Raw genomic sequence first — 22373 nt, forward strand, 5'->3', positions numbered from 1 at the left:
GGACGGAGACGCCCGACCAGGCGCCGCGGCCGACCGAGTAGGGTTCGGTCGCGGCGGGTCCGGTTGCGCCGGTGCACCGCCGCCGACGGCGAGCCATTCGGGCGCGGCCTCAGCGGGCCGCTCACCAGGAGGGGGACACATGACGGACGTGCACGCGCGGCCGGAGACGGACACGGCGCCCGCCGCACCGGGCGAGGCCGAACTGGCCGAGGCCGGGCTGGCGCTGGAGATCGACGGGGCCGTCGCCACCGTCACGCTGAACCGGCCCGAGCGGCGCAACGCCATGACGTTCGCGACCTGGCGCGGCCTCGCCGCGATCGGCCGGTCCCTGCCCGCGGACGTCCGCGTCGTCGTCCTGCGCGGCGCGGGCCCCTGCTTCTCCGCCGGCATCGACCTGTCGATGTTCTCCGGCGACGGCGAGGGCTTCAGCGACGGCTCCGACGCCGCGGCGACCGACCGGTTCATCGCCGAACTGCAGGAGGGCTACACCTGGCTGCGGCGACCCGACATCGTCACGGTCGCCGCCGTGCACGGGCACGCCATCGGCGGCGGCTTCCAGCTCGCCCTGGCCTGCGACATGCGCGTCGTCGCCGACGACGCCAGGTTCTGCATGAAGGAGCCCGCGCTCGGGCTCGTCCCCGACCTGACCGGCACGAAGCCGCTCGTGGAGATCGTCGGGATCGGCCGCGCGCTGGAACTGTGCCTGACCGCCCGCACCGTCGCGGCGGACGAGGCCGCCCGGCTGGGCCTCGCCGAGATCGTCGTCCCGGCGGACGGGCTGGACGCCGCGGTCGCCGACCTCGTCGCGTCCCTGCTCGCGGTGAACGCGGGCGCGGCGGTCGCGACCAAGCGGCTGCTGTGGGAGGCGGCCGAGAACACCCTCGAGGAGCAGTGCGCCGCCGAGCGGCGCGAGCAGATCGGACGCCTCCGCGAGATGTTCGGCGGGAAGGGATAGGACGCGCGCGGCGCCGCGCAGGGGCGCGGCCGGCCGCGCGGCGTTTCGCCCACAGCTCAACCCGGAAGGGCCGCCGGGTCCGTCGCGTTGTGATGCTTACTTGATTACTCGATGACGAGCGCGCCCGTTCCCGCGGGCGCGCGCCGACCCCTCGGAGGCGCGTGTGGGCATGCCGGGAACGCCGGGCAACGGCTGGCAGGTGATGGCCTCGTTCCGCCGGGACAGCTCGGTCACCCGGCAGAAGCTCAAGCCCGGCACCGTGAAGCGGATCGTCGGCTACGCGCGCCCGTACGTCCGCGAACTGTCGCTGTTCCTGGCCCTCAACACGTTCGCCTCGCTGATCGTGGTCGCCAACCCGCTGCTGCTGAAGGCGATCATCGACCGGGGGATCGTGCCGGGACGGCAGTCGGTGGTGATCTGGCTGGCCGTCGGCGTCGCCGCGCTCGCGCTGGTGGAGGCCGTCCTCGGGCTGGTGCAGCGCTGGTACTCCGCGCGGGTCGGCGAAGGGCTCATCTACGACCTGCGCTCGCAGGTGTTCGCGCACGTCCAGCGCCAGCCCGTCGCGTTCTTCATGCGGGCCCAGACGGGCTCGCTGGTCAGCCGCCTGAACAACGACGTCATCGGCGCGCAGCGGGCGCTGACCACCACGCTGTCGTCGGTCGTGTCGAACGTGATCAGCCTGGTGCTGGTGCTCGTCACGATGCTCATCCTGTCGTGGCAGGTCACGCTGATCGCGCTGCTGCTGCTGCCGGTGTTCGTGCTGCCGGCCAAGTGGGTCGGCAAGCGGCTGCAGCGGGTCAGCCGCGAGCAGATGAAGCTGGACGCCGAGATGAGCTCGCTCATGACCGAGCGGTTCAACGTCGCGGGCGCGATGCTGACGAAGCTGTACGGGCGCCCGTCCGAGGAGGAGGAGAACTTCTCGAACCGCGCCGCGCGGGTCCGCGACGTCGGCGTCGTCGCCGCCATGTACGGGCGGGTGTTCTTCACCGCGCTCACGCTCGTCGCCGCGCTCGCCACCGCGATGGTCTACGGGGTCGGCGGCTCCCTGGTCGTGGGCGACGCCCTGCAGCTCGGCACGCTGGTCGCGCTGGCCACCCTGCTCACCCGGATGTACGGGCCGCTGACCGCGCTGTCGAACGTCCACGTGGACGTCATGACCGCGCTGGTGAGCTTCGACCGGGTCTTCGAGGTGCTGGACCTCGAGCCGCTCATCCGCGACCGCGAAGGCGCGCGGCGGCTCGCCGAGGCCAGGAAGGCGGCGCCCGCCCCGGACGACGCGGACGCCCCGGAGACCGCGCCCGCCGCGCCCGCGATCGAGTTCGACCACGTGCGGTTCGCCTACCCGTCCGCGGAGGAGGTGTCCCTCGCGTCGCTCGAGTCGATCGCCCGCGCGGACTCGGCCCCCGGCCGCGAGGTGCTGCACGACGTCCACTTCACCGCGCGCCCCGGCCAGCTCGTGGCGCTCGTCGGCCCGTCCGGCGCGGGCAAGTCGACGATCACGCACCTGGTGTCCCGGCTGTACGACGTGTCGGGCGGCGCCGTGCGGATCGGCGGCGTGGACGTCCGCGACGTGACGCTGGAGTCGCTGCGCGCGGAGATCGGCGTGGTGAGCCAGGAGGCCCACCTGTTCCACGACTCGATCCGCGAGAACATGCGCTACGCCCGTCCGGACGCCACCGACGAGGAGATCCGGGAGGCGCTCGCGGCGGCGCACATCGGCGACCTGGTCGACGGCATGCCCGAGGGGCTGGACACCGTCGTGGGCGACCGCGGGTATCGGCTGTCGGGCGGGGAGAAGCAGCGGCTGGCACTGGCGCGGCTGCTGCTCAAGGCCCCCTCGGTGGTCGTGCTCGACGAGGCGACCGCGCACCTGGACTCCGAGTCGGAGGCGGCGGTGCAGCGGGCCCTGGCGACCGCCCTCGCCGGCCGCACGTCGCTGGTGATCGCGCACCGGCTGTCGACCGTCCGGGAGGCCGACCAGATCCTGGTGATCGACGGCGGCCGCGTCGTCGAGCGCGGGCGGCACGAGGAGCTCCTGCTGCGCGGCGGCCTGTACGCCGAGCTGTACCGCACCCAGTTCGCCCGCCAGGACGACGGACGCGACGCCGCCGGGGACGGCGTCATCGACCGGGAGGCGGCCGGCGGGCCGTCGCCCGGCGGGTGGGGGCCCGGCGCCCCGGCGGATCAGGCGTCGGAGGCGAGCCGGTAACCGAGCCGGCCCAGCTCGATCCCGGCGACCTTCTCGACCTGGGCGGCCTGCCGGGACGTCAGCCGCTCCCGCCACGACCCGACCCCGTGCGCGTCGCCGGCCCGGCCGCCCGCCGCGGCGCGGACGAGCCCGCCCAGCGCCGTCCGGGAGACCTCGGCGTCCAGGTAGCCGGACAGGTCGGCGGCGAGCTTGCGGGGCCGTGCGGCCAGGTCCTCGTACCGGACGGTGAAGAGCTGCTCCTCGGGGACCTGCAGGCGCAGCTTGGCGCTCAGCCGCACCGCGCCGCGCCAGCGCAGCGCGCACTTGACGGCGGTCGCCGCGCGCGGCCAGCGGTTGCGCTCGGTGTGGTCCTCCACGCCGAAGAACGCGTTCGGGAAGACGGTGTCGAGGTTGGCGAGGCCGGGCCGGAACCAGGCGAGGCACCGCTCGTCGTCGAGCATGTCGGCGACGGCGTCCCGGCCGTCCCGGATCACCTGGACGAGCTGCGCGTCGGGGAACGCGTCCAGCAGCACGTCGGCGCTGTAGAGCAGGTCGGGGGAGGCGTCGGCGAACCGGGCGATGCCGCGCGGGTCGACGCACGTCGCGTCCGCGGCGGGCGCGGAGCCGCCGGGGGCGGGCGGGAGCCCGCCGAGGTCGCGGCACTCGGCCGGGCATTCGCCGCACGCCCGCGCCGACACCTGCCACGCCTGCGCGTAGGCGTCCCGCAGCACCCGGGCGGCGCCGCGTTCCCGTTCGCCCGCGATCGCGGGGCGGCGGGCGAAGGCGTAGGTGACGCGCAGCACCTCGGGACGGCCGGTCGTCAGGTGGAACCCCGGGGACCTCTTGATCGCACGCGCCAGCAGCTCCGTGCCCGAGTGCGGGGCGCCCAGGACGAACACGGGGCGGCGGACCTTGGTGCCGTTGATCACCAAGATGTGCGGCGTCGACCTCATACGGAGCCAAGTTTGTCACCTTTTGCGGGGTGGACGGTCCGTGACCCTCCGTAGGGCGCGTCCGATACGCATCCGTTAAACACCGACATAGGGGAATGCGCCCTAGCCTGGAGGAATGGACGAACCGGAGACGCTCGCCGACCTCCTGCCCGCGGTCGGGGCCATCACGGTACTGACCGGCGCGGGGATCTCCACCGACAGCGGGATACCCGACTTCCGCGGTCCGCAGGGCGTCTGGACCAAGGACCCGACGGCCGAGGCGATGTCCACGATCGGCTCCTACCTCGCCGACCCGGACGTGCGGCGCCGCGCCTGGCGGTCCCGCCGCGACCACCCCGCCTGGGACGCCGCGCCGAACGCCGCCCACGCGGCCCTGGTCGAGCTGGAACGGGCGGGCCGGCTGCGCGCGCTCGTCACGCAGAACATCGACGGGCTGCACCAGCGGGCCGGGTCGGGTCACGAGACGGTCATCGAGATCCACGGGACCATGCGGGACGCGGTCTGCCTGGCCTGCGGGCTGCGCACCCCCATGCCCGAGGTCCTCGCGCGGGTCGACGCGGGCGAGGAGGACCCGCCGTGCGCGGACTGCGGCGGCATCCAGAAGTCGGCGACGATCTCCTTCGGGCAGGCGCTCGAACAGGACGTCCTGGACGCGGCGATCACCGCGGCGCGCGAGTGCGACCTGTTCCTGGCCGTCGGGACGTCGCTGACCGTGCAGCCCGCCGCGGGCCTGTGCCTCGAGGCGGTGGAGCACGGCGCCCGGCTGGTGATCATCAACGCCTCGGAGACGCCGTACGATGGGCTGGCCGACGCGGTCCTGCGGCTGCCGATCGGGGAGGCCCTGCCCGAGCTGGCGGGCATCGTGCTCGGCGCCGCCCGCTGACCGCGGCGCCGGCCGCGCCCCGCCGGCGAGCACCGGCCGTGAGACTCTCGGGCGAGCGCTACAGTGACCGGGTGGTCGCAGTGATCGGGTGCGCGCCGGGCGGCGCCCCGGCGGGATCCGGCCGCGGATCCGTTGGCGGGTCGTGACCGGCGGCCCCTTCCGCCGGCGTCCGGATCCTGACAAGCTCTATCCGTCGGGTGCTGAGGAGGGATCGGGTTGATGAGCGGGGGCGCCCGCGCGGAGGCGGCACGGGAGCCGTCCGACGCGCCCTCCGGGGAACCGTCCGCACGGCGGGCGGGTACGCGGAATGTCCGCGCTTACAGGCGTTTGCTCCCCGGTGACCGGGTCGTCGTGGTCGCCCCGAGCGGTCCCGTGGAACCGGCCCGGCTCGCCGCCGGGCGCGCGGCGTTGCGGGCGCTCGGCCTTGACGTGACGGTCGCGAAGCACGCCCTCGACCGTGTCAACCTCGACGGTTCGGCGCCCGCCCGCGACGCCCGGCGCGGCCTCGCCGGCGGCGACGCCGAACGGGCCGCCGACCTGGCGGACGCCTGGTGCGACCCGGGCGTGCGCGCGGTGATCTGCGCGCGCGGCGGCTACGGCGCCACCCGCGTCCTCGACCTGCTCGACTGGGCGGCCCTCGCCGCCGCGACCGAGGCCGACGTCGCCGCCGCGGGCGGGCCGAAGATCCTGCACGGATCGAGCGACGTCACCGCCCTGCACGCCGCGTTCGGCGCGCGCCTGCGCGTCACGACGTCCTTCGGCCCGATGGCCGCCGGGCTCCTCGCGGGCCCCGGCACGGAAGGGACCGGCGACGGCGCCGCGCCGGAGACGGACGGCGACCGCGCCTGGTCGATCGAAGCCCTGCGGAGCGCACTGTTCGGCGGCGGCGCCACACTGCCCGGCGCGCGCGCACTGCGTCCCGGACGCGCCGAAGGGCCCCTCACCGGCGGCACCCTCTCCCTCCTGACGGCCTTGCTGGGCACCCCGTACGCGCCGCGGCCCGCGGCGGGCCGCATCGCGTTCCTCGAGGACGTCACCGAGGCCCCCTACCGAATCGACAGGATGCTCGTGCAACTGCTCCAGGCGGGTTGGTTCGACGGCGTCGCCGGGATCGCGCTCGGCTCCTGGGAGCGGTGCGGCGACCCGGACGAACTCGACGCCGTGTTCGCCGCGCGGCTCGGCGGGCTCGGCGTCCCCGTCCTGGCGGGCGTCCCCGCCGGGCATGGAGCGCGCCAGGGCACGCTCGAGCTCGGCGCCCCCGCCGTCCTGGACGCGGACCGGCGCACCCTGGCGACGGGAGGCGCGCGATGAGCGGCCGGCACGCGGGCGGCGACCCGTGGGACGACGGCACCCTCGAGTCGCTGCTGGTCCTGGTGGCCGAGAGCCTCGGCTACGCGTGCCGCCCCGCGCCCGGCGACATCATGCTGCTGGAGGGCCCCCAGCGGCTGCACGTCAACATGCGGGACGTCCGGCAGGTCGCCCGGCGGGTGCCGCGCGACGACTGGCCCGCCCTGGTCTCCGACCACGTCACCACCGTCGTCACCGCGACCGAGGAGCCCCTCGACCTCAGCGACTTCGACCTCGCCCAGCACCTGCTGCGGACCCGCATCTACCCGGCCGAGAACGACAACGGCACCCTCGCCGCCCGCCCCTTCGCGCCCGGCCTGATCGAGACCGTCGTGGTCGACACCCCGACCACGATGCGGACGGTCACCACCGCGGAGATGCGCGGCTGGCCCGTCTCGGGGGACGCGCTGTTCATGATCGGACGCGCCAACGTGCGGGCGGACGGGCCCCTGCAGGTCGTCGAGCAGGACCTTCGCGGGGTCCGGGTGTCGGTGCTGCGCGGCTGGACGTTCTACGCCGTCACGCACCTGGCGTGGCTGGAGGAGTACCTGCCGATCGGCCCCTACGGCGCGCTCGTCATCGCCCCGAACCGCAGCCTCATCGTCGCGCACCCGCTGCGCATGACCGAGGGCTCCCCGCGCGCCCGCTACCGCGCCGCCGTGGCCGCCGCCGAGGAACTGCGGGCGCAGGCGTACCGCGCCTATCACGAGGGCCCGGGCTCGCTCAGCCCGCAGCTCTACTGGTGGCGCGCGGGCGAGCTGACGTACCTGCACACGCGCTACGAGAACGGTGCGCTCGTCCTCCCGGAGGAGTTCGCGGCCGTCCTGGCGACCCTGGCCGCCGACCACTGACCGGGACCCCACGGACGTCCCGCCCGGCGCGGCGCCTCACCGCCCGGGAGCAGGTCCGGCAGGCGTCCCTGGCCCGGCGGCCTCGCCGGGCCCGGCCCGCTCGGCGGGCTCGTCCGGGGCGGCGGGGCCGGCCGGGACGAGCCAGCCGTCGGGGTCAGGCCGGCTTGGCGGTCGCGACCGGTTCGGAGGCCGCGTCGGGCGCGTCGGGGACGGTCGGCTCCGAGGGGCCGCCGAGTCCGTCCGGGACGGGTGCGGCGGCGTCCTGCTCCGGGGGCTTGATCGTCAGCAGGGGCAGGAACACGTGCGTGAGCGGGCCGATGGCGAGGGCGTACAGGACGGTGCCGACGCCGACCGTCCCGCCGAGCAGCCAGCCGACGGCGAGGACGGACAGCTCGAGGGCGGTGCGGACTTTGCGGATCGAGTGCCCGCGCGCGGCGATCCCGGTCATCAGGCCGTCGCGGGGGCCGGGCCCGAGCCCGGCGCCGATGTAGCAGCCGGTGGCGAAGCCGCCCACCAGCACGGCCGCGCCGAGATACGCCGCGCGGGCCGCGAGCGCCTCCGGGTCGGGCAGCAGCCACAGGAACACGTCCGTGAAGGCGCCGACGAGGAGCACATTGCTGATCGTGCCGATGCCGGGACGCTGCTTCAGCGGGATCCACGCGAGCATCACCAGCGCGCCCGCGATCAGGATCCATGTACCGATCGTCAACCCGAACCGCAGGGCCAGACCCTCGTGGAGCACGTCCCACGGGTCGTTCCCCAGGTTCGAGGACAGTTGCAAGGCCAATCCGAGGCCGTACAGGGCCAGTCCGACGTAAAGTTGCACCAATCGGCGCATCATCAAGGCCATTGCTCGTTTCCGTTCCTTGTCTCTCGTGCTCTGGTGTCACTCTTCCGTGGATTGGTCTGGCCAGCGTAGGGCCAATGTGCGAAAGTGGTCTGTGTGAGCACCCGATATGTGAGCGGGCACCAGCTGGCCCGGCTGCTGGGCGACGTGCCGCGCGAGCGCCCGGTCTACGCGGCGCTGGCCAGGGGCGTCCGCGGCCTCGTGCTGGACGGGCGGCTGGCGCTGCGGACGCGGCTGCCCGCCGAACGCGACCTCGCCGGCGCCCTCGGCGTCAGCCGCACCACGGTGACGGCCGCCTACGACCGGCTACGCGAGGAGGGCTACATCGAGAGCCGGCAGGGCGCGGGAAGCTGGACGGCGCTGCCGCCGGTGCGGATGGCGGCCGACGGCGGTCCCGGTGGCGGCGCGGGGCGTCGCCCGGCGCCGCCCGGCCCGGACGCCGGCGACGCGGCGGCCCGCCCGGCGTCCGGCGGGCTCGGCGTCGCCGGGTTCGAGACGCCGTTCGCCGACGGGGGACCGGACGGCGCGGGGTTCATCGACCTCGGCTGGCCGCCGACCGCCGGCCCGGCCGTCTTCGTCGAGGCCGTGGCGGCGGCCGTCGCCGAGCTGCCCCGGTACAGCGCAGGCCCCGGGTACGAGCCGGCCGGGCTCGCCTGCCTGCGCGAGGCGATCGCCGACCGCTACACCGCCCGCGGCGTCCCCACCCGCCCGGACGAGATCGTCGTCACGAGCGGCGCTCAGCAGGCGTTCACGCTCCTCGTCCGGCTGCTGGTGGGCGCCGGGGACCCGGTGATGGTCGAGCGGCCCACCTACCCGCACGCGCTGACGGCGCTGCGGGCCGCCGGCGCGCGGCTGGTCCCGGTCGGGATGAACGGCGGCTGGGACGCCGAGCTGGCCGCGGCCACGATGCGGCAGGCGGCCGTCCGGCTGGTGCACACGATCCCCGACTTCCACAACCCGACGGGCCTGCTGATGCCGGACGCCGACCGCGCCGCGTTCACGGCCGCCGCGCGGGCCGCCGACGCGTACGTCGTCGCCGACGAGATCTTCGCCGACCTCGGGCACGATCCGGGCGCGCCGCGCCGGGCGCCGCTGGCGATGTACGACCACGGCGGCCGGGTGATCACGATCGGGTCGGCGTCCAAGCTGATGTGGGGCGGGCTGCGGATCGGCTGGATCCGCGCGGCCGCGCCCCTCGTGCGCCGCATGGTCGTGGCGCGCGAGCCGCTCGACATGGCGAGCCCCGTGCTGGACCAGCTGATCGTCCGGGAACTGCTGGCCCGCGTGGAGGCGGTCCGGGCGGAGCGGGCCGCGCACCTGCGGGCGAGCCGGGACGCGCTCGCCGCGGCGCTGCGGGAGCGGCTGCCCGACTGGGAGTTCCGGCTTCCGGAGGGCGGCATGTCGCTGTGGGCGCGGCTCGGCGCACCGGTCGCGTCGCAGTTCGCCGAGACGGCCGCCCGGTTCGGCGTCCGCGTCGTGCCGGGACCGGTGTTCGCGGCCGACGGCGTGCTGGAGGACTACGTGCGCCTTCCCTACGTGCTGCCGCCGGACGCGCTGCGCGCGGCCGTCGACCGGCTCGCCGCCGCGTACCGGCGGGTGGAGGGCGCGCCCGCCGCGCGGATGCTGCCCGCCTACGTGTAGGGCGTCACTGGACGTTCTGGATGTAGTCGACGAGGTGCTCGCGTTCGCTCTCCAGCGCGTCGATGGCGCTCTTCACCACGTCGCCGATGCTGACGATCCCGGCGAGCCGCCCGTCCTCGACCACGGGCATGTGGCGGAAGCGGTGCTCGGTCATGGTCCGCCGCAGGTCCTGGACCAGATCGCCGGGGGCGCAGCTGCGGACCTCGGCGGTCATGATGTCGGACACGGGACGGTCCAGCAGCTCCGCGCCGTGCTCGTGCAGCCGCCGGACGACGTCCCGTTCGGTCGCGATCCCGGTGATGGTCGCGCCGTCGGCGGACACGACGACCGCCCCGACGTTGTGCTCGGCCAGGACGGCCAGGAGTTCCCGGACGGTGCTCCCGGGCGGCACGGTGACCACCGCGTCGCCCTTCCTACGCAGGATGTCGCGAATCCGCATTGCCTCACGCTCCGGTGACATGGGGGTTCCGGTCCCGCAAAGGTCGCACGATCCGGCGCGCAAGGGAAGCCCGCCGCGGCGGGAAGGGCGGCCCGGCGCGGGCGGGCGGGGCCCGTCAGCCGGTGAGGGCGCGGCGCAGCGCCTCCAGCGCGGGCGTGAGGACGAGCCGCCCGGCGGGGGACGCGTGCGCGAGCGCGGCGCGGGCCGCGTTGGTCCCGCAGCCGCCGTGCACGCCGCCGCCCGGGTGCGCCGAAGCCGACGCCAGGAACAGCCCCGCGACGGGGGTCTCCGCGCGTCCGAGGCCCGGCACGGGACGGAACACGAGCTGCTGGTGCGGCAGCGACGTCCCGCCGTTCAGCGCCCCGCCCGGCAGGCTCGCGTTGTGCTCGGCCCAATCCGGCGGGGCGACGATCCGGCGGGCGGCGATGCGGTCCCGGAAGCCGGGGGCGAGCCGTTCGACGATCCCTTCGAGCCGGTCGGCGAGCGCCGCGCGCTCCCGCGCGTCCCACGCGCCGGTGATCCCGTCGGGGCCCGCGTCGCCGCGGACGCGGTGCGGCACGTGCGTGTAGGCCCACACCGACTCCGTCCCGGCGGGGGAGCGGGTGGGGTCGGCGGTCGTCATCTGGCCGAGGAGCGCGAACGGCTCGGCCGGGACCCGCCCGGTGGCGAGGTCGGCGCCGTAGCGGGTGAGGGCGTCGAGGTCCGGCGCGAGATGGACGGTGCCCGCGCGCGCGGCGCCCGGGGACGTCCACGGGATCGGGGCCGTCAGCGCCCAGTCCACCTTGAACGTCGCGGGGTCCAGGTCGAACCGCCGCATCTGCTCGCGCAGCCGCGCCGGGAGGTGCTCCCAGGCGACGAGGCCCCCGTACAGCGCGGGCGCCGACACGTCCGCCAGCACCGCCTTCGCGGCCCGGATCGGCTCCCCGCCGGCGGTGCGGACGCCGAGCGCCCGACCGTCCCGGACGATCACCGACGCCACCGGCGTGCCGCAGCGCACCCGTCCGCCCGCCGCCTCCAGCCGCCGCACCAGCGCGGCCGTCAGTTCCCCGGCCCCGCCCTCGGGGACCGGCCAGCCGTACCGCTGCCCGGCCATCGCCAGCAGCCAGCCGAACGCCGCCCCGCCCGTCGACTCCGGCGTCAGGTCGGTGTGCAGCGTCGACCCGGCCAGCAGCAGCGGCCCGCCCGGTCCCGCGAACTCCCGCTCGCCGAGCGCCCGCACGGGGGACAGCAGCGTCCGCAGGACGCCCAGGACGCCCCCGGCCGGGGCGCCCGCGCGGCGGGCGGCGGCGGCCAGCGCCGGCACGGGACGGACCGGTGGGAACGGGGTGAACAGGGCGCGCAGCAGTTCCTCGCCCATGCGCTCCCACAGCCCGTACAGCCGCAGCCACGCCTCCCCGTCGCCCGCGCCGAGCGCCTCCAGCCCGGCGGCCGTGGCGTCCGGGTCGCGTTCGAGGACGGCGCAGCGGCCGTCCGGCAGCGGGTGGGCCAGCACGGCCGGGGCGTGCCGCCAGCGCAGCCCGTGTCGCTCCAGCCCGAGCGCGCGCATCGCCGGGGACGCCACGCCGAGCGGGTAGAACGCGCTGCACAGGTCGCTGACGTAGCCGGGGTGGACGCCCCGGTCGCTGCGCACCGCCCCGCCGGGTTCGGGCTGCGCCTCGAGCACCAGCACGTCCCAGCCCGCGTCGGCCAGCACGTTCGCCGCGACGAGCCCGTTCTGCCCCGCCCCGACGACGACCGCGTCCGGCATGTGCATCGCCTCCCGGGGACCACCCTAGGGCCGCGCACCGCCGGGACCGCGCGTCACCTCAGGTCGAGCCGCGCGAACAGCCGCATCGCGCCGGGCGACACGCGGGCCAGCAGCCGCGCCGCGTGCGCCTCGGCCGCGACCGGGACGACGGCGCGGTCGTCGCGGACGGCGGCGACGATCCGCTCCGCGACCCCCTCGGGGGCGAAGCCGCGCAGCGCGTAGGCACGGGTCGCGCGGTCGCGTCCGTCGGCCTGGCCGGCCTCGTCGCGGCCGACGAACCGGGCCCGCCCGGTGATCCCGGAATCGACGATGCCGGGGCAGATCGCGCTGACCCCGATGCCCGCGCCCTTCAGTTCGGCGCGCAGGCATTCCGACAGCATCAGCACCGCCGCCTTGCTCGTCGCGTACGCGGGCAGGGTGCGGGACGGGGTGAACGCGGCGGCCGACGCGACGTTGACGAGGTGGCCGCCCTGCCCGCGCTCGATCATCTGCGCGGCGAACAGCCGGGATCCGTGGACGACCCCCCACAGGTTCACGTCCAGGACCTGCCGCCAGTCGTCGGCGGTGTGGTCGAGGAACGGCCCGGCCATGCCGATCCCGGCGTTGTTGACCACGACGTCGGGGACGCCGTGGTCGTGCAGGACGGACTTGGCGAAGTGCTCCATCGCCCGCGCGTCCGCCACGTCCACGCGGACCGCGTGCCCGGCCGGGCCCGCTCGTCCGGCGAGGTCGGCGGTGCGCTGCGCCGCCGCGAGGTCCAGGTCGGCGGCGACGATCTCCGCGCCGCGCTCGGCGAACGCCAGCGCGGTGGCGCGCCCGATCCCGCCGCCCGCCCCCGTGACGACGACCAGCGAGCCGTCAAAAGGGCGGCGGTCACCGGCGACCCGCGCCCGCCGCAGCGACCGCGCCTGCGCGGCGGTCAGCGGCCCGCCCGCCGTGCCCGCGGCGTGCTCGGCGATCCAGCGGGCGACGACGTCCGGGTGGCTGCGCGGCACCCAGTGCCCGGCCCGGACGGTCCGCAGCGACAGGTTCGGGACCTGCTCGGCCAGCCCGCCCACCAGATGCGGCGACACGAACAGGTCGCGGGTCGGGACGATCACCTGCGTCGGCACGTCGGTGCGGCGGTCGAGCGGCCGCCGCAGCCGCCGCGCCATGTTCGCCCGGTACAGGCCGACCCCGGCCGCGCCGTCGCGCGGCAGCGTCCGGGCCGGGTGGCCGTCGCGGGCGGGAATCCCCTCGCCGACCTCCAGGGCGCGGGTGAACGCCCGGGCGATCCCGGCCCGCCACAGCGCCTCGGGCAGCAGCGGGGTCTGGAAGAAGTAGATGTACCAGGACCGCATGCCCTGCGCGGCCGCGCGCCGCAGCCCGCGCGGCGTCGGGCGGCCGAACGACCGGCGCGTCCAGTGGCCGACGTGGTCGAGGCAGGGCCCGGAGATCGATGTGAAGGACGCGAACCGGTCCGGCATCGTGCAGGCCGCCTCCCAGCCCTGGATCGACCCCCAGTCGTGCCCGACCAGGTGGACGGCGCGGCCGGGCGCGACGGCGTCCAGCACCGCCCGCATGTCGGCCATGAGGTGCTCGAAGGCGTAGTGCTTCGCGCCGAAGGGCCGCGAGGACGCCCCCGCGCCGCGCACGTCGTACCGGACGACGTGGAACCGCGCGGCGAGCCGTCCGGCGACCTCGTCCCACACGGCGTGCGTGTCGGGATAGCCGTGCACGAGCAGGACCGTCGGGTTCGCCGGGTCGCCCTGCTCGTGGACGGCGAGGTCGACCCCGTCGCCGCGCACGCGCCGCCGCTTCACAGCCTCCATCTATGCCGCCTCTCGTCGCGCCCACCGGCGCACATGGGGGAGATCGTCGTCGAGCCAGTGGGCGTCGTCCTCGGTGACGACGAGGATCTCCTCGAATTTCACGCCGACGCCCCGGAACCCGATGTGCGGCTCGACGGCCCACAGGCCGGGCGTCGGCGCGTGCCGGGACTGCGCGCCTCCGTTCCAGAGCGGCGACCGGCCCTTGACACGCTCGGTGACCAGCTCGCGGCCCATCGTCTGCAGGAAACGGACGCCGAACGGGAAGCCGACGCGCTTGGGGAGGACGCCGCCGATGACGCCGACCTGGTGGCCGATGACCCGGCCGGGGTACTTGCGGTGCCGGTTGGCGTGGCCCTGCCGCTCGATGAGCGCGTCGACCTCGGCGTAGACGTCGGCGAACGTCCGCCGCTCGCGGACGAGGCGCAGGATCAGGGCCCGGTACTCGGCGAGGTCGGCGTCGACGCGGTCCCAGACGCGGTTCTCCCCGAGGACCCCGCCGTAGCCGATGTCGGCGCAGTAGCCGTCCTTCACCGGCGCCATGTCGAGAATGTACGGCATGCCCTCCTCGAGCCGGGCGCCGCTCGGCAGGAACTGCGTGGGGACGCGGAAGCCGGTGAAGGCGGACCGGTCGCCGAACCAGGCGAACGGCGTGTGCAGCCAGTCGTCCACGCCGCGTTCGCGCAGCCACCGGCGCATGCGGCGGCACGCCTCGCGCTCGGTCACCCCGGGTTCGAGCGTCGCGGCCACCGCGTCCGCGCACGCGTAGGAGAGCCGCTGGACGGCACGGAATCGCTCGAGCTCCGCGGGGTCGTCGACGCGGGCGAGCGCCACTTTATTGGACACGGTGTTAATTAAGCGCCCGCGCGGACCCCCGGGTCAAGGGGGGACCGCGTGACGCTCGCCACGCGCGCGCCCGCTAGTAGGGGTCGTAGCCCGCGGCCCGGGCGGCGGGGGAGCGCATCAGGTAGTCGAGCGCCTGCGGCGTCGAGCAGACCTTGGACGGGTGGTGGCCCGGCCGCAGGTAGACGGGAGCCTCGCCGAGCAGCAGCCGGAAGATCCCGGGGACGTGCCCGCGCCGCACCGAGCGCCGGTAGGCCCGGTACACGCGCAGCGGCGTGATCCTCTTGGTGACCGTCGGGTCCTGCTTGAGCAGGTACAGCGAACCGCCGATCAGCGCCCAGTACAGGAAGAACAGCGACACCACCCAGGCCGCGACCCGCATCGGGTACCGGCCCCCCATGGCCTTGTAGACGTCGAACACCACCGACCGGTGCTCGACCTCCTCGGCGCCGTGCCAGCGCAGCAGGTCCACCATCGTCGGGTCGACGCCGGACTTCTCGAACCCCTCGTTGTCCATGATCCACTGGCCGAGCACGGCGGTGTAGTGCTCGATCGCGGCGACCGCGGCCAGCTCGAACCGCAGCCGCCGCCGCCACGCCCGCGGGTTCTTCTTCTTCAGCGCCGCCATCAGCTCCGGCCGCTCGGCGTTCCCCTTCGCCGCCGCGTCGGTGATCTTGGAGACGTCGATGCCGTTCTTCTCCAGGATCTGGTCGAGGACGCCCTGGTGGGAGCGGGCGTGGACCATCTCCTGGCCGATGAACCCCTTGATCTCCTCGAGCAGCCGCTCGTCCTTGATGTACGGCCGGGCGTCCTTCACGCACTGGATGAACCATTTCTCGCCTTCGGGCAAGACAATGTGGAAGGAGTTGATGATGTGGGTGGCGACGGGATCCCCCGGCACCCAGTGCAGCGGGGTCTCCGACCAGTCGAACGTGACGCGCCGAGGCTTGATCGGAGGATGACGCTCGTCGATCCCGGACGCCGGTCCGCCGTCCGCCAGGGGCCTCGTCATTCCCTCTCCTCTTCGTCGCGGGCGTGCGCGCGTCGCAGCGCGAGAGGTCGAGTCAACTCGGTCCGGCCCGCGCTTTCTTGGGAGCGGGCCAACAAGTTACCGCTTGGTTTTGCGCGGGGGGTGACAAGCGGCCAGGTGGCGAGGCCGATTCCGGACGCCCGCTACGGCGCGTCGTCAGGCGGTGACGCGCCCGGCGCCGGTGTAGACGTTCATGGTCTCGCCCCGCAGGAACCCGACGAGCGTCATCCCGGCGTCCTCGGCGAGGTCGGCCGCGAGGGAGGACGGCGCCGACACCGCCGCCAGCACCGGGATCCCGGCGGTCATCGCCTTCTGCGTCAGCTCGAACGACGCGCGCCCGCTGACCATCAGCACGCGCCCCGCGAGCGGCAGCTCCGCGCGCCGCAGCGCCCAGCCGATCACCTTGTCGACGGCGTTGTGCCGCCCGACGTCCTCCCGGACGGCCAGCAGCCCGCCCGCGGCGTCGAACAGCCCGGCGGCGTGCAGCCCGCCCGTCCGGTCGAACGCCCGCTGCGCCGCGCGGAGCCGGTCCGGCAGGGCGGCGAGCGTCGCGGCGGTGAGCCGCACCGGGTCCGCGGCGACGTCGTACGGCCGGTCGGCGCGCAGCGCCTCGATGCTCGCCTTCCCGCAGACCCCGCACGCGCTGGTGGTGGTGAACGCCCGCGTCATCGACGCGTCCGGCTCCGGGACGCCCGGCGCCAGCGCCACGTCCAGGACGTTCTGCTCCTCGGTGTCGGCGCAGTACCGCATCGCCGCCAGGTCGGCCGCGTCCGCGATGACGCCCTCGGCCGCGAGGAATCCGGCGACCAGGTCGAAGTCGTGCCCGGGGGTGCGCATGGTGACGGTGAGCGGCCGGCCGGCGACGCGGATCTCCAGCGGCTCCTCCACGGCGAGCGTGTCGGGCCGCCGCGCGCGCGTCCCGCCGGTGCTCAGCCTCAGTATCGGCCTGCGCACGGTGATCCGCCCCATGACCACGACCGTACCCCGGATCGGCCGCGCCCGTGGCCGGGGGAGGGCGGCGGGGGATCAGTCGGAGACGCCGCGCGGCCGCGGCGCCCGCCAGCCGTACCGCATCGCCAGCACCCGCAGCCCGAACGCCAGGACGGCGGCGCCCGCGGTGACGCCGTCGCCGTGCAGGCCGGCCGCGTCCGTCGCGGCCACCGCGGCCGCGCCGAGCAGCGCGGGCAGGGCGTACAGCTGCCGGTCGTACAGCACGGCGGGGATCTGCCCGCTCAGCAGGTCGCGCAGGGCGCCGCCGCCGACGGCCGTGATCGTCCCGAGCAGCACCGCGTGCAGCGGCGAGAGCCCGAAGGCGAGGGCCTTCACGGTGCCGGTCGTGCAGAACAGGCCGAGCCCGGCGGCGTCGAACAGCATGATGCCGGGCATGAGCCGCTGCACGTGCGGGTGCCAGAAGAACACCAGCGCGGACGCGGCCAGCGGGACCAGCACGTAGCCGAGGCTGGTGAACGCGGCCGGCGGCACCGCGCCGATCATCAGGTCGCGGACGATCCCGCCGCCGAGCCCGGTGATCTCGGCGAGCACCACCAGGCCGACGACGTCGAGTTTCTGCCGGACGGCCGTGAGGGCGCCCGACACCGCGAAGACGAACACGCCCGCCAGGTCGAGCAGCCAGGCGACGTCGGTGAGGCGCTCGGTCACGTCCCCATCACGACCGCGTACGCGATCCGGCGCCCACTCATGCCCTCACGGTACGGCCCGCGCACGACGCGCCCGCGAGCGGCACCGGGACAGCGGTACCAGGACAGCGGCACCGGGACAGCGGCACCGGCCGCCGAGCCGGGCGGCCGGAACGTACGTGCGGACGGGGAAACGGAGGCGTACGGGAATCGAACCCGCCGTCCCGAGATGCTCGGGACCATCGACTTTGAAGGTCGGGGAGGCCACCAGGCGCTCACACGCCTCCGCCACCGATCATAGGGGCCCGCCGCGGCGGTTCCGGATCAGGACGCGTACAGCGCGTCGATGGCCGACGCGTACTTGCCGTGGACGACGCGGCGCTTCAGCTTCAGGGTCGGGGTGAGCTCCTCGCTCTCGGCGGTCCACTCGGCGGGCAGCAGGCGCCACCTCTTCACCCGCTGCACGCGGGCGAGCCGCTCGTTGGCGTCGGCGACGGCGCGGCCGATCTCCTCCAGCACGACCGGGTGCTCGGCGAGCGAGGCGAGGTCGGTCCGCTCGATGCCGTGCGCGGCGGCCCAGACGGGCGCGACCTCGCCGTCCAGGGTGACGAGGGCGACGACGTAGGGGCGGCGGTCTCCGTAGGCGAGGGCCTGCCCGACGAGCGGGTGCTCCTTGAGCATGTTCTCGATCATCGAGGGGGCGATGTTCTCGCCGCCCGCGGTGATGATCAGCTCCTTCTTCCGGTCGACGACGCGGAGGAAGCCGTCCTCGTCGAGGCGCCCGACGTCGCCGGTGCGCACCCAGCCGTCGGCGTCGATGAGGGCGGCGGTGGCCTCGGGCCGGTCGAGGTAGCCGGGGGTGCAGGTCGCGCCGCGCACGAGGATCTCGCCGTCGTCGGCGATCTTGAGCTCGACGCCGCCGAGCGCGCGGCCGACCGTCCCGAGCTTGAAGGAGTCGGCGAGGTTCGCGGTGATCGCGCCCGTCGTCTCGGTCATCCCGTACGCGTCGAAGATCTTCAGCCCGAGGCCGGCGAAGAAGCGGGCGACGTCCTCGGGCAGGGGCGCGGCGGCGCTGGACGCCTGGCCGACCCGGTCGAGGCCGAGCATCGCCTTCATCGGGGTCAGGACGGCCTCGTCGGCCCGCTCGTAGGCGGCGGCGATCTCCGGGGTGAGGGTGTTGCCGAACTCCTGGGCGGTGACGTAGGCGCGGCCGGCGTCGAGGGCCGCGGCGACGGCGGCCTTCTTGGCCCCGTCCCGCTCGGCGGCCAGCACGGCCTGGATCCCCGCCATGATCTTCTCCCAGACGCGCGGGACGCCGAAGAACGAGTGCGGCCGCACCTGCGGGAGGACGGACGTGAGCTTCGCCGGGTCCGGGCAGAAGTGGACGTGCGAGCCCAGCCGGATCGGTAGGTAGTAGCTGAGGACGCGGTCGGCGATGTGCGCGAACGGCAGGTAGGAGACACCCGCGGGGTGCTCGGGCAGCACCGAGCTGCCCCGGACCATCGCGGCCTCGTGCAGCACCATCGAGTGGGTGATCAGCACGCCCTTGGGGTCGCCGGTGGTGCCCGAGGTGTACAGCAGGGTGACGGTGTCCTCCGGCGCGACCGCCCGCCAGCGCCGGTCGATCTCGGCCGGTTCGGCGGCGAGGGACGAGCGCCCGAGCTCGGTGAAGGCGTCCCAGGTCAGGAAGCGGTCGTCGCCGTCCGGGCAGGCGGCGGCGTCCACCACGATGATCTTGCGGAGGCCGGGCAGCCGGTCGAGGGCGGGCAGCCAGCGGTCGAGCTGGTCGCGGCCGTCGAGGACGGCGTACTTCGCGGCGCAGTCGCCGGCGACGAACGCGATCTGCTCGGCGGCGAGCGTCGCGTACACCGTGGTGGGGACGCCCCCGGCGTGGACGGCGCCGAGGTCGGCGAGCACGTGCTCGGACCGGTTCGGCATCATCAGCGCGACGACCTCGCCCGGCCGCAGCCCGAGCGCGGCGAACCCGGCCGCCGTCTCCAGCGCCCGGGCGCGGGTCTCGGCCCAGGTGAGCGTGCGCCAGCCCGCCCCGTCGGGGTCGGAGTAGGCGGGCCGGTCGCCGTGCAGGTCCGCGGTCTCGGCGAGTTCGCCGCAGACGGTCCGGCCCGCGAGGGCCCGGTCGAGTTCCGCGCGCTGCTCCTGGATGCCCATGTCGCCCCTCGTGTCGGTGTCGATGCCGAAGTAAGTGATAACTTGCAGAGTCGAATCGCACCACGCCGAACACCGTTCGGGCAAGGGGTCCGGGCGTCCTTTCGCAGGTGGCGGCCGCCCGTGGTCGCTGGGTGATCGATCCCGTACCGTCCGGTTGTTGATCATTTGCGGTAGTTGTGCATTAAATTTCCCGGTGACCCCCCTCGCCCGCACCGCACGCCTCACCCAGTACGCCCACGGCGGCGGCTGTACCTGCAAGATCCCCCCGGGCGAGCTGGAGCGCGTCGTGGCCGGGCTCACCGGCGGCGGCGCACCGCTGCTGGCCGGCGGGGAGGACGGCGACGACGCCGCGGCGGTGCGGATCGCGGACGGGCGCGCCGTGCTGTCCACCGCCGACTTCCTGCCCCCGGTCGTCGACGACCCCTACGACTGGGGCCGGATCGCCGCCGCCAACGCGCTGTCCGACGTCTACGCCATGGGCGGCGAGCCGCTGATGGCGCTGAACCTGCTGGCCTGGCCCGGCGACCTGCTGCCCGGCGACCTCGCCCGGGAGGTCCTGCGCGGCGGCCGGGACGTCGCCGCCGCCGCGGGCTGCGCCATCGCGGGCGGCCACAGCATGGACGACCCCGAGCCCAAGTACGGCCTCGCCGTCACCGGCATCGCCGACCCGGACCGGCTGCTGCGCCTGGACGGCGGCCGCGCCGGGACCCCGCTGACGCTGACCAAGCCGCTCGGCCTCGGCGCCCTCAACGCCCGGCACAAGGCGACCGGCGAGGCGTTCCCGCAGGCCGTGGCGACGATGACCGAGCTGAACGCCGCGGCCGCGCGGGCCGCCCTGGACGGCGGCGCCCGCTGCGCCACCGACGTCACCGGGTTCGGGCTGCTCGGCCACCTGTTCAAGCTGGCGCGGGCGAGCGGCGTCACCGCCGTCGTCGACGCCGCCGCCGTCCCGTACCTGGACGGCGCCCGCGCCGCCGTCCGCGACGGGTTCGTCCCCGGCGGCACCCGCCGGAACCTGGCGTGGGTGTCGCCCCACGCCGACTTCCGCCGGATCGGCGAGGAGGAACGGCTGCTGCTCGCCGACGCGCAGACGTCCGGCGGGCTCCTGGTGGCGGGCGAGATCCCCGGGGCGCCGGTGATCGGCGAACTGGTGCCGCGCGGCCGCCGGACGCTCGTGGTGCGCTAGCCGATCTTTGGGTAGGACCCCCGTCGCGATGATCGGGGGGAGGTCGCATGACGGATGCGTCCGTCCGGGGAGAACGGACGTTCTTCGGCCATCCGTGGGGTCTGGCCACGCTGTTCTTCACGGAGATGTGGGAGCGGTTCAGCTTCTACGGGCTGCGCGGGATCCTCGTCCTGTTCCTCATCGCGCCGCCCGCGGAGGCCGGGCTCGACATGGACGAGGGGACGGCGAAGGCGCTCCTCGGCGTCTACATGTCGATGGTGTACTTCGTCGCCCTGCCGGGCGGCTGGATCGCCGACCGCATCCTGGGCGCCCGCCGGGCCGTCCTGTGGGGCGGCGTCGTCATCATGCTCGGGCACGTCTCGATGGCGGTACCGGGCGGCGCGGGATTCGTCTACCTCGGCCTCGTGCTGATCATCCTGGGCACCGGGCTGCTCAAGCCCAACATCTCCACCATGGTCGGCAAGCTGTACGAGGGGCAGGACGACGCGCGCCGCGACGCCGGGTTCTCCATCTTCTACATGGGCATCAACATCGGCTCCCTCGCCCCCTTCCTCGTCGGCTGGCTCGGCGAGAAGGTGAACTGGCACGCCGGCTTCGGCGCCGCGGCGGTCGGCATGGGGATCGGGCTCCTGCAGTACGTGCTCGGCTCCCGGCACCTGCGCGGCGTGGGGGAGGCCCCGGGCCACCGGCTCACCCCGGACGAACGCCGCACCCTCGCCCGGTACGTCCTCGGCGGCCTCGCCCTCACGGCCGCCGTCGTGGCGATCCTCGCGGGGCTCGGGGAGCTCACGGTCGACGCCGTCACGGTCGCGCTGACCGTGCTGGCGCTCGTCGTCCCCGCCGTCTACCTCGGCTACCTGCTGCGCAGCCACGAGGTCACCGACGACGAACGCGTGCGGCTGCGCGCCTACGTGTGGCTGTTCGTCGGCGCCGCCGTCTTCTGGATGATCTACGACCAGGCGCCCGGGCCGCTGAACGTCTTCGCCGACGAGCACGTCGACCTCGACTTCTTCGGCTGGCGGATGCCGACGAGCTGGACCCAGAACATCAACCCCATCCTGATCATCTGCTTCGCCGGTGTGTTCGCGTGGTTGTGGACGACCCGCTTCGGGCGCCGCGTCAGCACCCCGCACAAGTTCGCGTTCGCGCTCGTCATGGTGGGGCTGTCGTTCGTCGTGATGTCGATGGCGGCGGCCGCCGCCGGCGGCGGCCGGGTGACGATCGCGTGGCTGATCGCCGTCTACCTCCTCCAGGTGTTCGGTGAGCTGTCGCTGTCGCCGGTCGGCCTGTCGGTGACGACCCGGCTGGCGCCGCACGCCTTCGCCAGCCAGATGATGGGCGTGTGGTTCCTGGCCACCGCGGCGGGCGACGCGGTCGGCGGGCAGGTCGCCCGCCTCGAGGACGCCTGGGGGGACGTGCGGTACTTCCTCACCCTCGGCGCGTTCACGATCGTCGCGGGGGCGGCGATGTTCGCGTTCGTCCGGTCCCTGCGCCGCCTGATGGGCGAGGAGCACGCACCGCCGGCGACGGGGCGCGCATGACCATCGCCGGGAGCATCGCCGCCATCGTCCTGGGCGCCGCCGTCGGCGTCCTCGGCCGCCTCGTCACCCCCGGCCGGCCGACCATGCCGGCCTGGGCAACCATCGGGGTCGGGGTCGTCGCCGCGTTCGCCGGGACCGGCCTGTTCGGCCTGTTCGGGCCCGAGGAGGCGGCCTGGGGCCTCCGGCAGGCGGCGGTGCAGGTCGGCACCGCGGTCGCCGCCGTGGTCCTGGTGGCCGCCTGCTGGCCCGCCGGCCGAACGCGCTGACGGCCGCGCCCGCGGCGATCAGCGCCCGGTCGACGCCCGCCC

General features: G+C 75.0%; 19 protein-coding genes and 1 tRNA gene. 9 read left to right on the forward strand and 11 right to left on the reverse strand.

Features of this window, described 5'->3' with window-relative positions; all coding sequences use genetic code 11:
- Positions 1–139 precede the first annotated feature (139 nt).
- Positions 140–955 carry an enoyl-CoA hydratase/isomerase family protein gene (locus ACFQ11_RS09015; protein WP_378297529.1) on the forward strand — a complete coding sequence of 272 codons (816 nt, stop codon included), beginning with the start codon at positions 140–142 and terminating at the stop codon, positions 953–955.
- A gap of 169 nt (positions 956–1124) precedes the next feature.
- Entirely contained in the window at positions 1125–3164 is a 2040-nt protein-coding gene (locus ACFQ11_RS09020; protein ID WP_378297530.1) for an ABC transporter ATP-binding protein, read from the forward strand.
- Here ACFQ11_RS09020 and ACFQ11_RS09025 read toward each other — a convergent pair.
- Positions 3140–4096: a sulfotransferase family protein gene (locus ACFQ11_RS09025; RefSeq protein WP_378297531.1), complete on the reverse strand. Its 957-nt coding sequence runs from the start codon at positions 4094–4096 to the stop codon at positions 3140–3142. The two genes, ACFQ11_RS09020 and ACFQ11_RS09025, sit on opposite strands and share 25 nt — an antisense overlap.
- Positions 4097–4211: 115 nt before the next feature.
- Here ACFQ11_RS09025 and ACFQ11_RS09030 point away from each other — a divergent pair, with 115 nt between their 5' ends.
- From ACFQ11_RS09030 to ACFQ11_RS09040, 3 genes are all read left to right on the forward strand, one after another.
- Positions 4212–4979 carry an SIR2 family NAD-dependent protein deacylase gene (locus tag ACFQ11_RS09030; RefSeq protein WP_378297532.1) on the forward strand — a complete coding sequence of 256 codons (768 nt, stop codon included), beginning with the start codon at positions 4212–4214 and terminating at the stop codon, positions 4977–4979.
- Positions 4980–5330: 351 nt separating this feature from the next.
- Positions 5331–6290: a S66 peptidase family protein gene (locus ACFQ11_RS09035; protein WP_378297533.1), complete on the forward strand. Its 960-nt coding sequence runs from the start codon at positions 5331–5333 to the stop codon at positions 6288–6290.
- The gene (locus tag ACFQ11_RS09040; protein ID WP_378297534.1) at positions 6287–7177 is read left to right on the forward strand and encodes a hypothetical protein; all 891 of its coding nucleotides are present in this window, start codon (positions 6287–6289) and stop codon (positions 7175–7177) included. Before ACFQ11_RS09035 ends, ACFQ11_RS09040 begins: the two co-directional genes overlap by 4 nt.
- 154 nt (positions 7178–7331) lie before the next feature.
- On the opposite strand, the gene yczE is transcribed toward ACFQ11_RS09040, so the two are convergent.
- Positions 7332–8015 carry a membrane protein YczE gene (yczE, locus tag ACFQ11_RS09045; protein WP_378297549.1) on the reverse strand — a complete coding sequence of 228 codons (684 nt, stop codon included), beginning with the start codon at positions 8013–8015 and terminating at the stop codon, positions 7332–7334.
- A gap of 105 nt (positions 8016–8120) precedes the next feature.
- On the opposite strand from yczE, the gene yczR reads away from it, so the two are divergent.
- Positions 8121–9665, forward strand: a complete 1545-nt coding sequence (yczR, locus tag ACFQ11_RS09050) for a MocR-like transcription factor YczR (RefSeq protein ID WP_378297535.1) — start codon at positions 8121–8123, stop codon at positions 9663–9665.
- Between the two features lie 4 nt (positions 9666–9669).
- Here yczR and ACFQ11_RS09055 read toward each other — a convergent pair whose 3' ends face one another.
- The 9 genes from ACFQ11_RS09055 to ACFQ11_RS09095 all read right to left on the reverse strand — a co-directional run bounded on the left by ACFQ11_RS09055 (position 9670) and on the right by ACFQ11_RS09095 (position 19338).
- Positions 9670–10104 (reverse strand): CBS domain-containing protein, encoded by a 435-nt coding sequence (locus ACFQ11_RS09055; protein WP_378297536.1) that lies wholly within the window; start codon positions 10102–10104, stop codon positions 9670–9672.
- 115 nt (positions 10105–10219) lie between these two features.
- Positions 10220–11851, reverse strand: a complete 1632-nt coding sequence (locus tag ACFQ11_RS09060) for a phytoene desaturase family protein (protein ID WP_378297537.1) — start codon at positions 11849–11851, stop codon at positions 10220–10222.
- A gap of 53 nt (positions 11852–11904) precedes the next feature.
- Positions 11905–13662, reverse strand: a complete 1758-nt coding sequence (locus tag ACFQ11_RS09065) for an SDR family oxidoreductase (RefSeq protein ID WP_378297538.1) — start codon at positions 13660–13662, stop codon at positions 11905–11907.
- Positions 13663–14505: a M24 family metallopeptidase gene (locus tag ACFQ11_RS09070; protein ID WP_378297539.1), complete on the reverse strand. Its 843-nt coding sequence runs from the start codon at positions 14503–14505 to the stop codon at positions 13663–13665. It lies immediately after the preceding gene.
- Positions 14506–14578: 73 nt separating this feature from the next.
- Positions 14579–15514: a metal-dependent hydrolase gene (locus ACFQ11_RS09075; protein ID WP_378297540.1), complete on the reverse strand. Its 936-nt coding sequence runs from the start codon at positions 15512–15514 to the stop codon at positions 14579–14581.
- A gap of 174 nt (positions 15515–15688) precedes the next feature.
- On the reverse strand, positions 15689–16501 hold the full coding sequence (gene fdhD / locus ACFQ11_RS09080; RefSeq protein WP_378297541.1) for a formate dehydrogenase accessory sulfurtransferase FdhD: 813 nt from the start codon (positions 16499–16501) through the stop codon (positions 15689–15691).
- A gap of 57 nt (positions 16502–16558) precedes the next feature.
- Positions 16559–17191 (reverse strand): trimeric intracellular cation channel family protein, encoded by a 633-nt coding sequence (locus ACFQ11_RS09085; protein WP_378297542.1) that lies wholly within the window; start codon positions 17189–17191, stop codon positions 16559–16561.
- A 172-nt stretch (positions 17192–17363) separates the two neighbouring features.
- Positions 17364–17456: transfer RNA gene (locus ACFQ11_RS09090), tRNA-Sec, on the reverse strand.
- Positions 17457–17493: 37 nt separating this feature from the next.
- Positions 17494–19338, reverse strand: coding sequence for an AMP-dependent synthetase/ligase (locus ACFQ11_RS09095; protein ID WP_378297543.1), 1845 nt, complete (start codon positions 19336–19338; stop codon positions 17494–17496).
- Positions 19339–19531: 193 nt separating this feature from the next.
- Here ACFQ11_RS09095 and selD point away from each other — a divergent pair, with 193 nt between their 5' ends.
- From selD to ACFQ11_RS09110, 3 genes are read left to right on the forward strand one after another with little or no spacing between them, the layout of a single operon-like run.
- On the forward strand, positions 19532–20524 hold the full coding sequence (gene selD / locus ACFQ11_RS09100; protein ID WP_378297550.1) for a selenide, water dikinase SelD: 993 nt from the start codon (positions 19532–19534) through the stop codon (positions 20522–20524).
- Between the two features lie 47 nt (positions 20525–20571).
- Positions 20572–22065: a peptide MFS transporter gene (locus ACFQ11_RS09105; RefSeq protein ID WP_378297544.1), complete on the forward strand. Its 1494-nt coding sequence runs from the start codon at positions 20572–20574 to the stop codon at positions 22063–22065.
- Positions 22062–22331, forward strand: a complete 270-nt coding sequence (locus ACFQ11_RS09110; RefSeq protein ID WP_378297545.1) for a GlsB/YeaQ/YmgE family stress response membrane protein — start codon at positions 22062–22064, stop codon at positions 22329–22331. Before ACFQ11_RS09105 ends, ACFQ11_RS09110 begins: the two co-directional genes overlap by 4 nt.
- The last annotated feature ends 42 nt before the right edge of the window (positions 22332–22373 follow it).

The sequence above is a fragment of the Actinomadura sediminis genome, assembly GCF_042675525.1.
Classification (GTDB): Bacteria; Actinomycetota; Actinomycetes; order Streptosporangiales; family Streptosporangiaceae; genus Spirillospora; species Spirillospora sediminis.

Excerpts from the sequence above, each read along its gene's own strand:
- ACFQ11_RS09015 (WP_378297529.1), top strand. The coding sequence starts at position 140 with ATGACGGACGTGCACGCGCGGCCGGAGACGGACACGGCGCCCGCCGCA.
- ACFQ11_RS09020 (WP_378297530.1), top strand. The coding sequence starts at position 1,125 with ATGCCGGGAACGCCGGGCAACGGCTGGCAGGTGATGGCCTCGTTCCGC.
- ACFQ11_RS09025 (WP_378297531.1), bottom strand. The coding sequence starts at position 4,096 with ATGAGGTCGACGCCGCACATCTTGGTGATCAACGGCACCAAGGTCCGC.
- ACFQ11_RS09030 (WP_378297532.1), top strand. The coding sequence starts at position 4,212 with ATGGACGAACCGGAGACGCTCGCCGACCTCCTGCCCGCGGTCGGGGCC.
- ACFQ11_RS09040 (WP_378297534.1), top strand. The coding sequence starts at position 6,287 with ATGAGCGGCCGGCACGCGGGCGGCGACCCGTGGGACGACGGCACCCTC.
- yczE (WP_378297549.1), bottom strand. The coding sequence starts at position 8,015 with ATGCGCCGATTGGTGCAACTTTACGTCGGACTGGCCCTGTACGGCCTC.
- ACFQ11_RS09055 (WP_378297536.1), bottom strand. The coding sequence starts at position 10,104 with ATGCGGATTCGCGACATCCTGCGTAGGAAGGGCGACGCGGTGGTCACC.
- ACFQ11_RS09060 (WP_378297537.1), bottom strand. The coding sequence starts at position 11,851 with ATGCCGGACGCGGTCGTCGTCGGGGCGGGGCAGAACGGGCTCGTCGCG.
- ACFQ11_RS09065 (WP_378297538.1), bottom strand. The coding sequence starts at position 13,662 with ATGGAGGCTGTGAAGCGGCGGCGCGTGCGCGGCGACGGGGTCGACCTC.
- ACFQ11_RS09075 (WP_378297540.1), bottom strand. The coding sequence starts at position 15,514 with ATGACGAGGCCCCTGGCGGACGGCGGACCGGCGTCCGGGATCGACGAG.
- fdhD (WP_378297541.1), bottom strand. The coding sequence starts at position 16,501 with ATGGGGCGGATCACCGTGCGCAGGCCGATACTGAGGCTGAGCACCGGC.
- ACFQ11_RS09095 (WP_378297543.1), bottom strand. The coding sequence starts at position 19,338 with ATGGGCATCCAGGAGCAGCGCGCGGAACTCGACCGGGCCCTCGCGGGC.
- ACFQ11_RS09105 (WP_378297544.1), top strand. The coding sequence starts at position 20,572 with ATGACGGATGCGTCCGTCCGGGGAGAACGGACGTTCTTCGGCCATCCG.
- ACFQ11_RS09110 (WP_378297545.1), top strand. The coding sequence starts at position 22,062 with ATGACCATCGCCGGGAGCATCGCCGCCATCGTCCTGGGCGCCGCCGTC.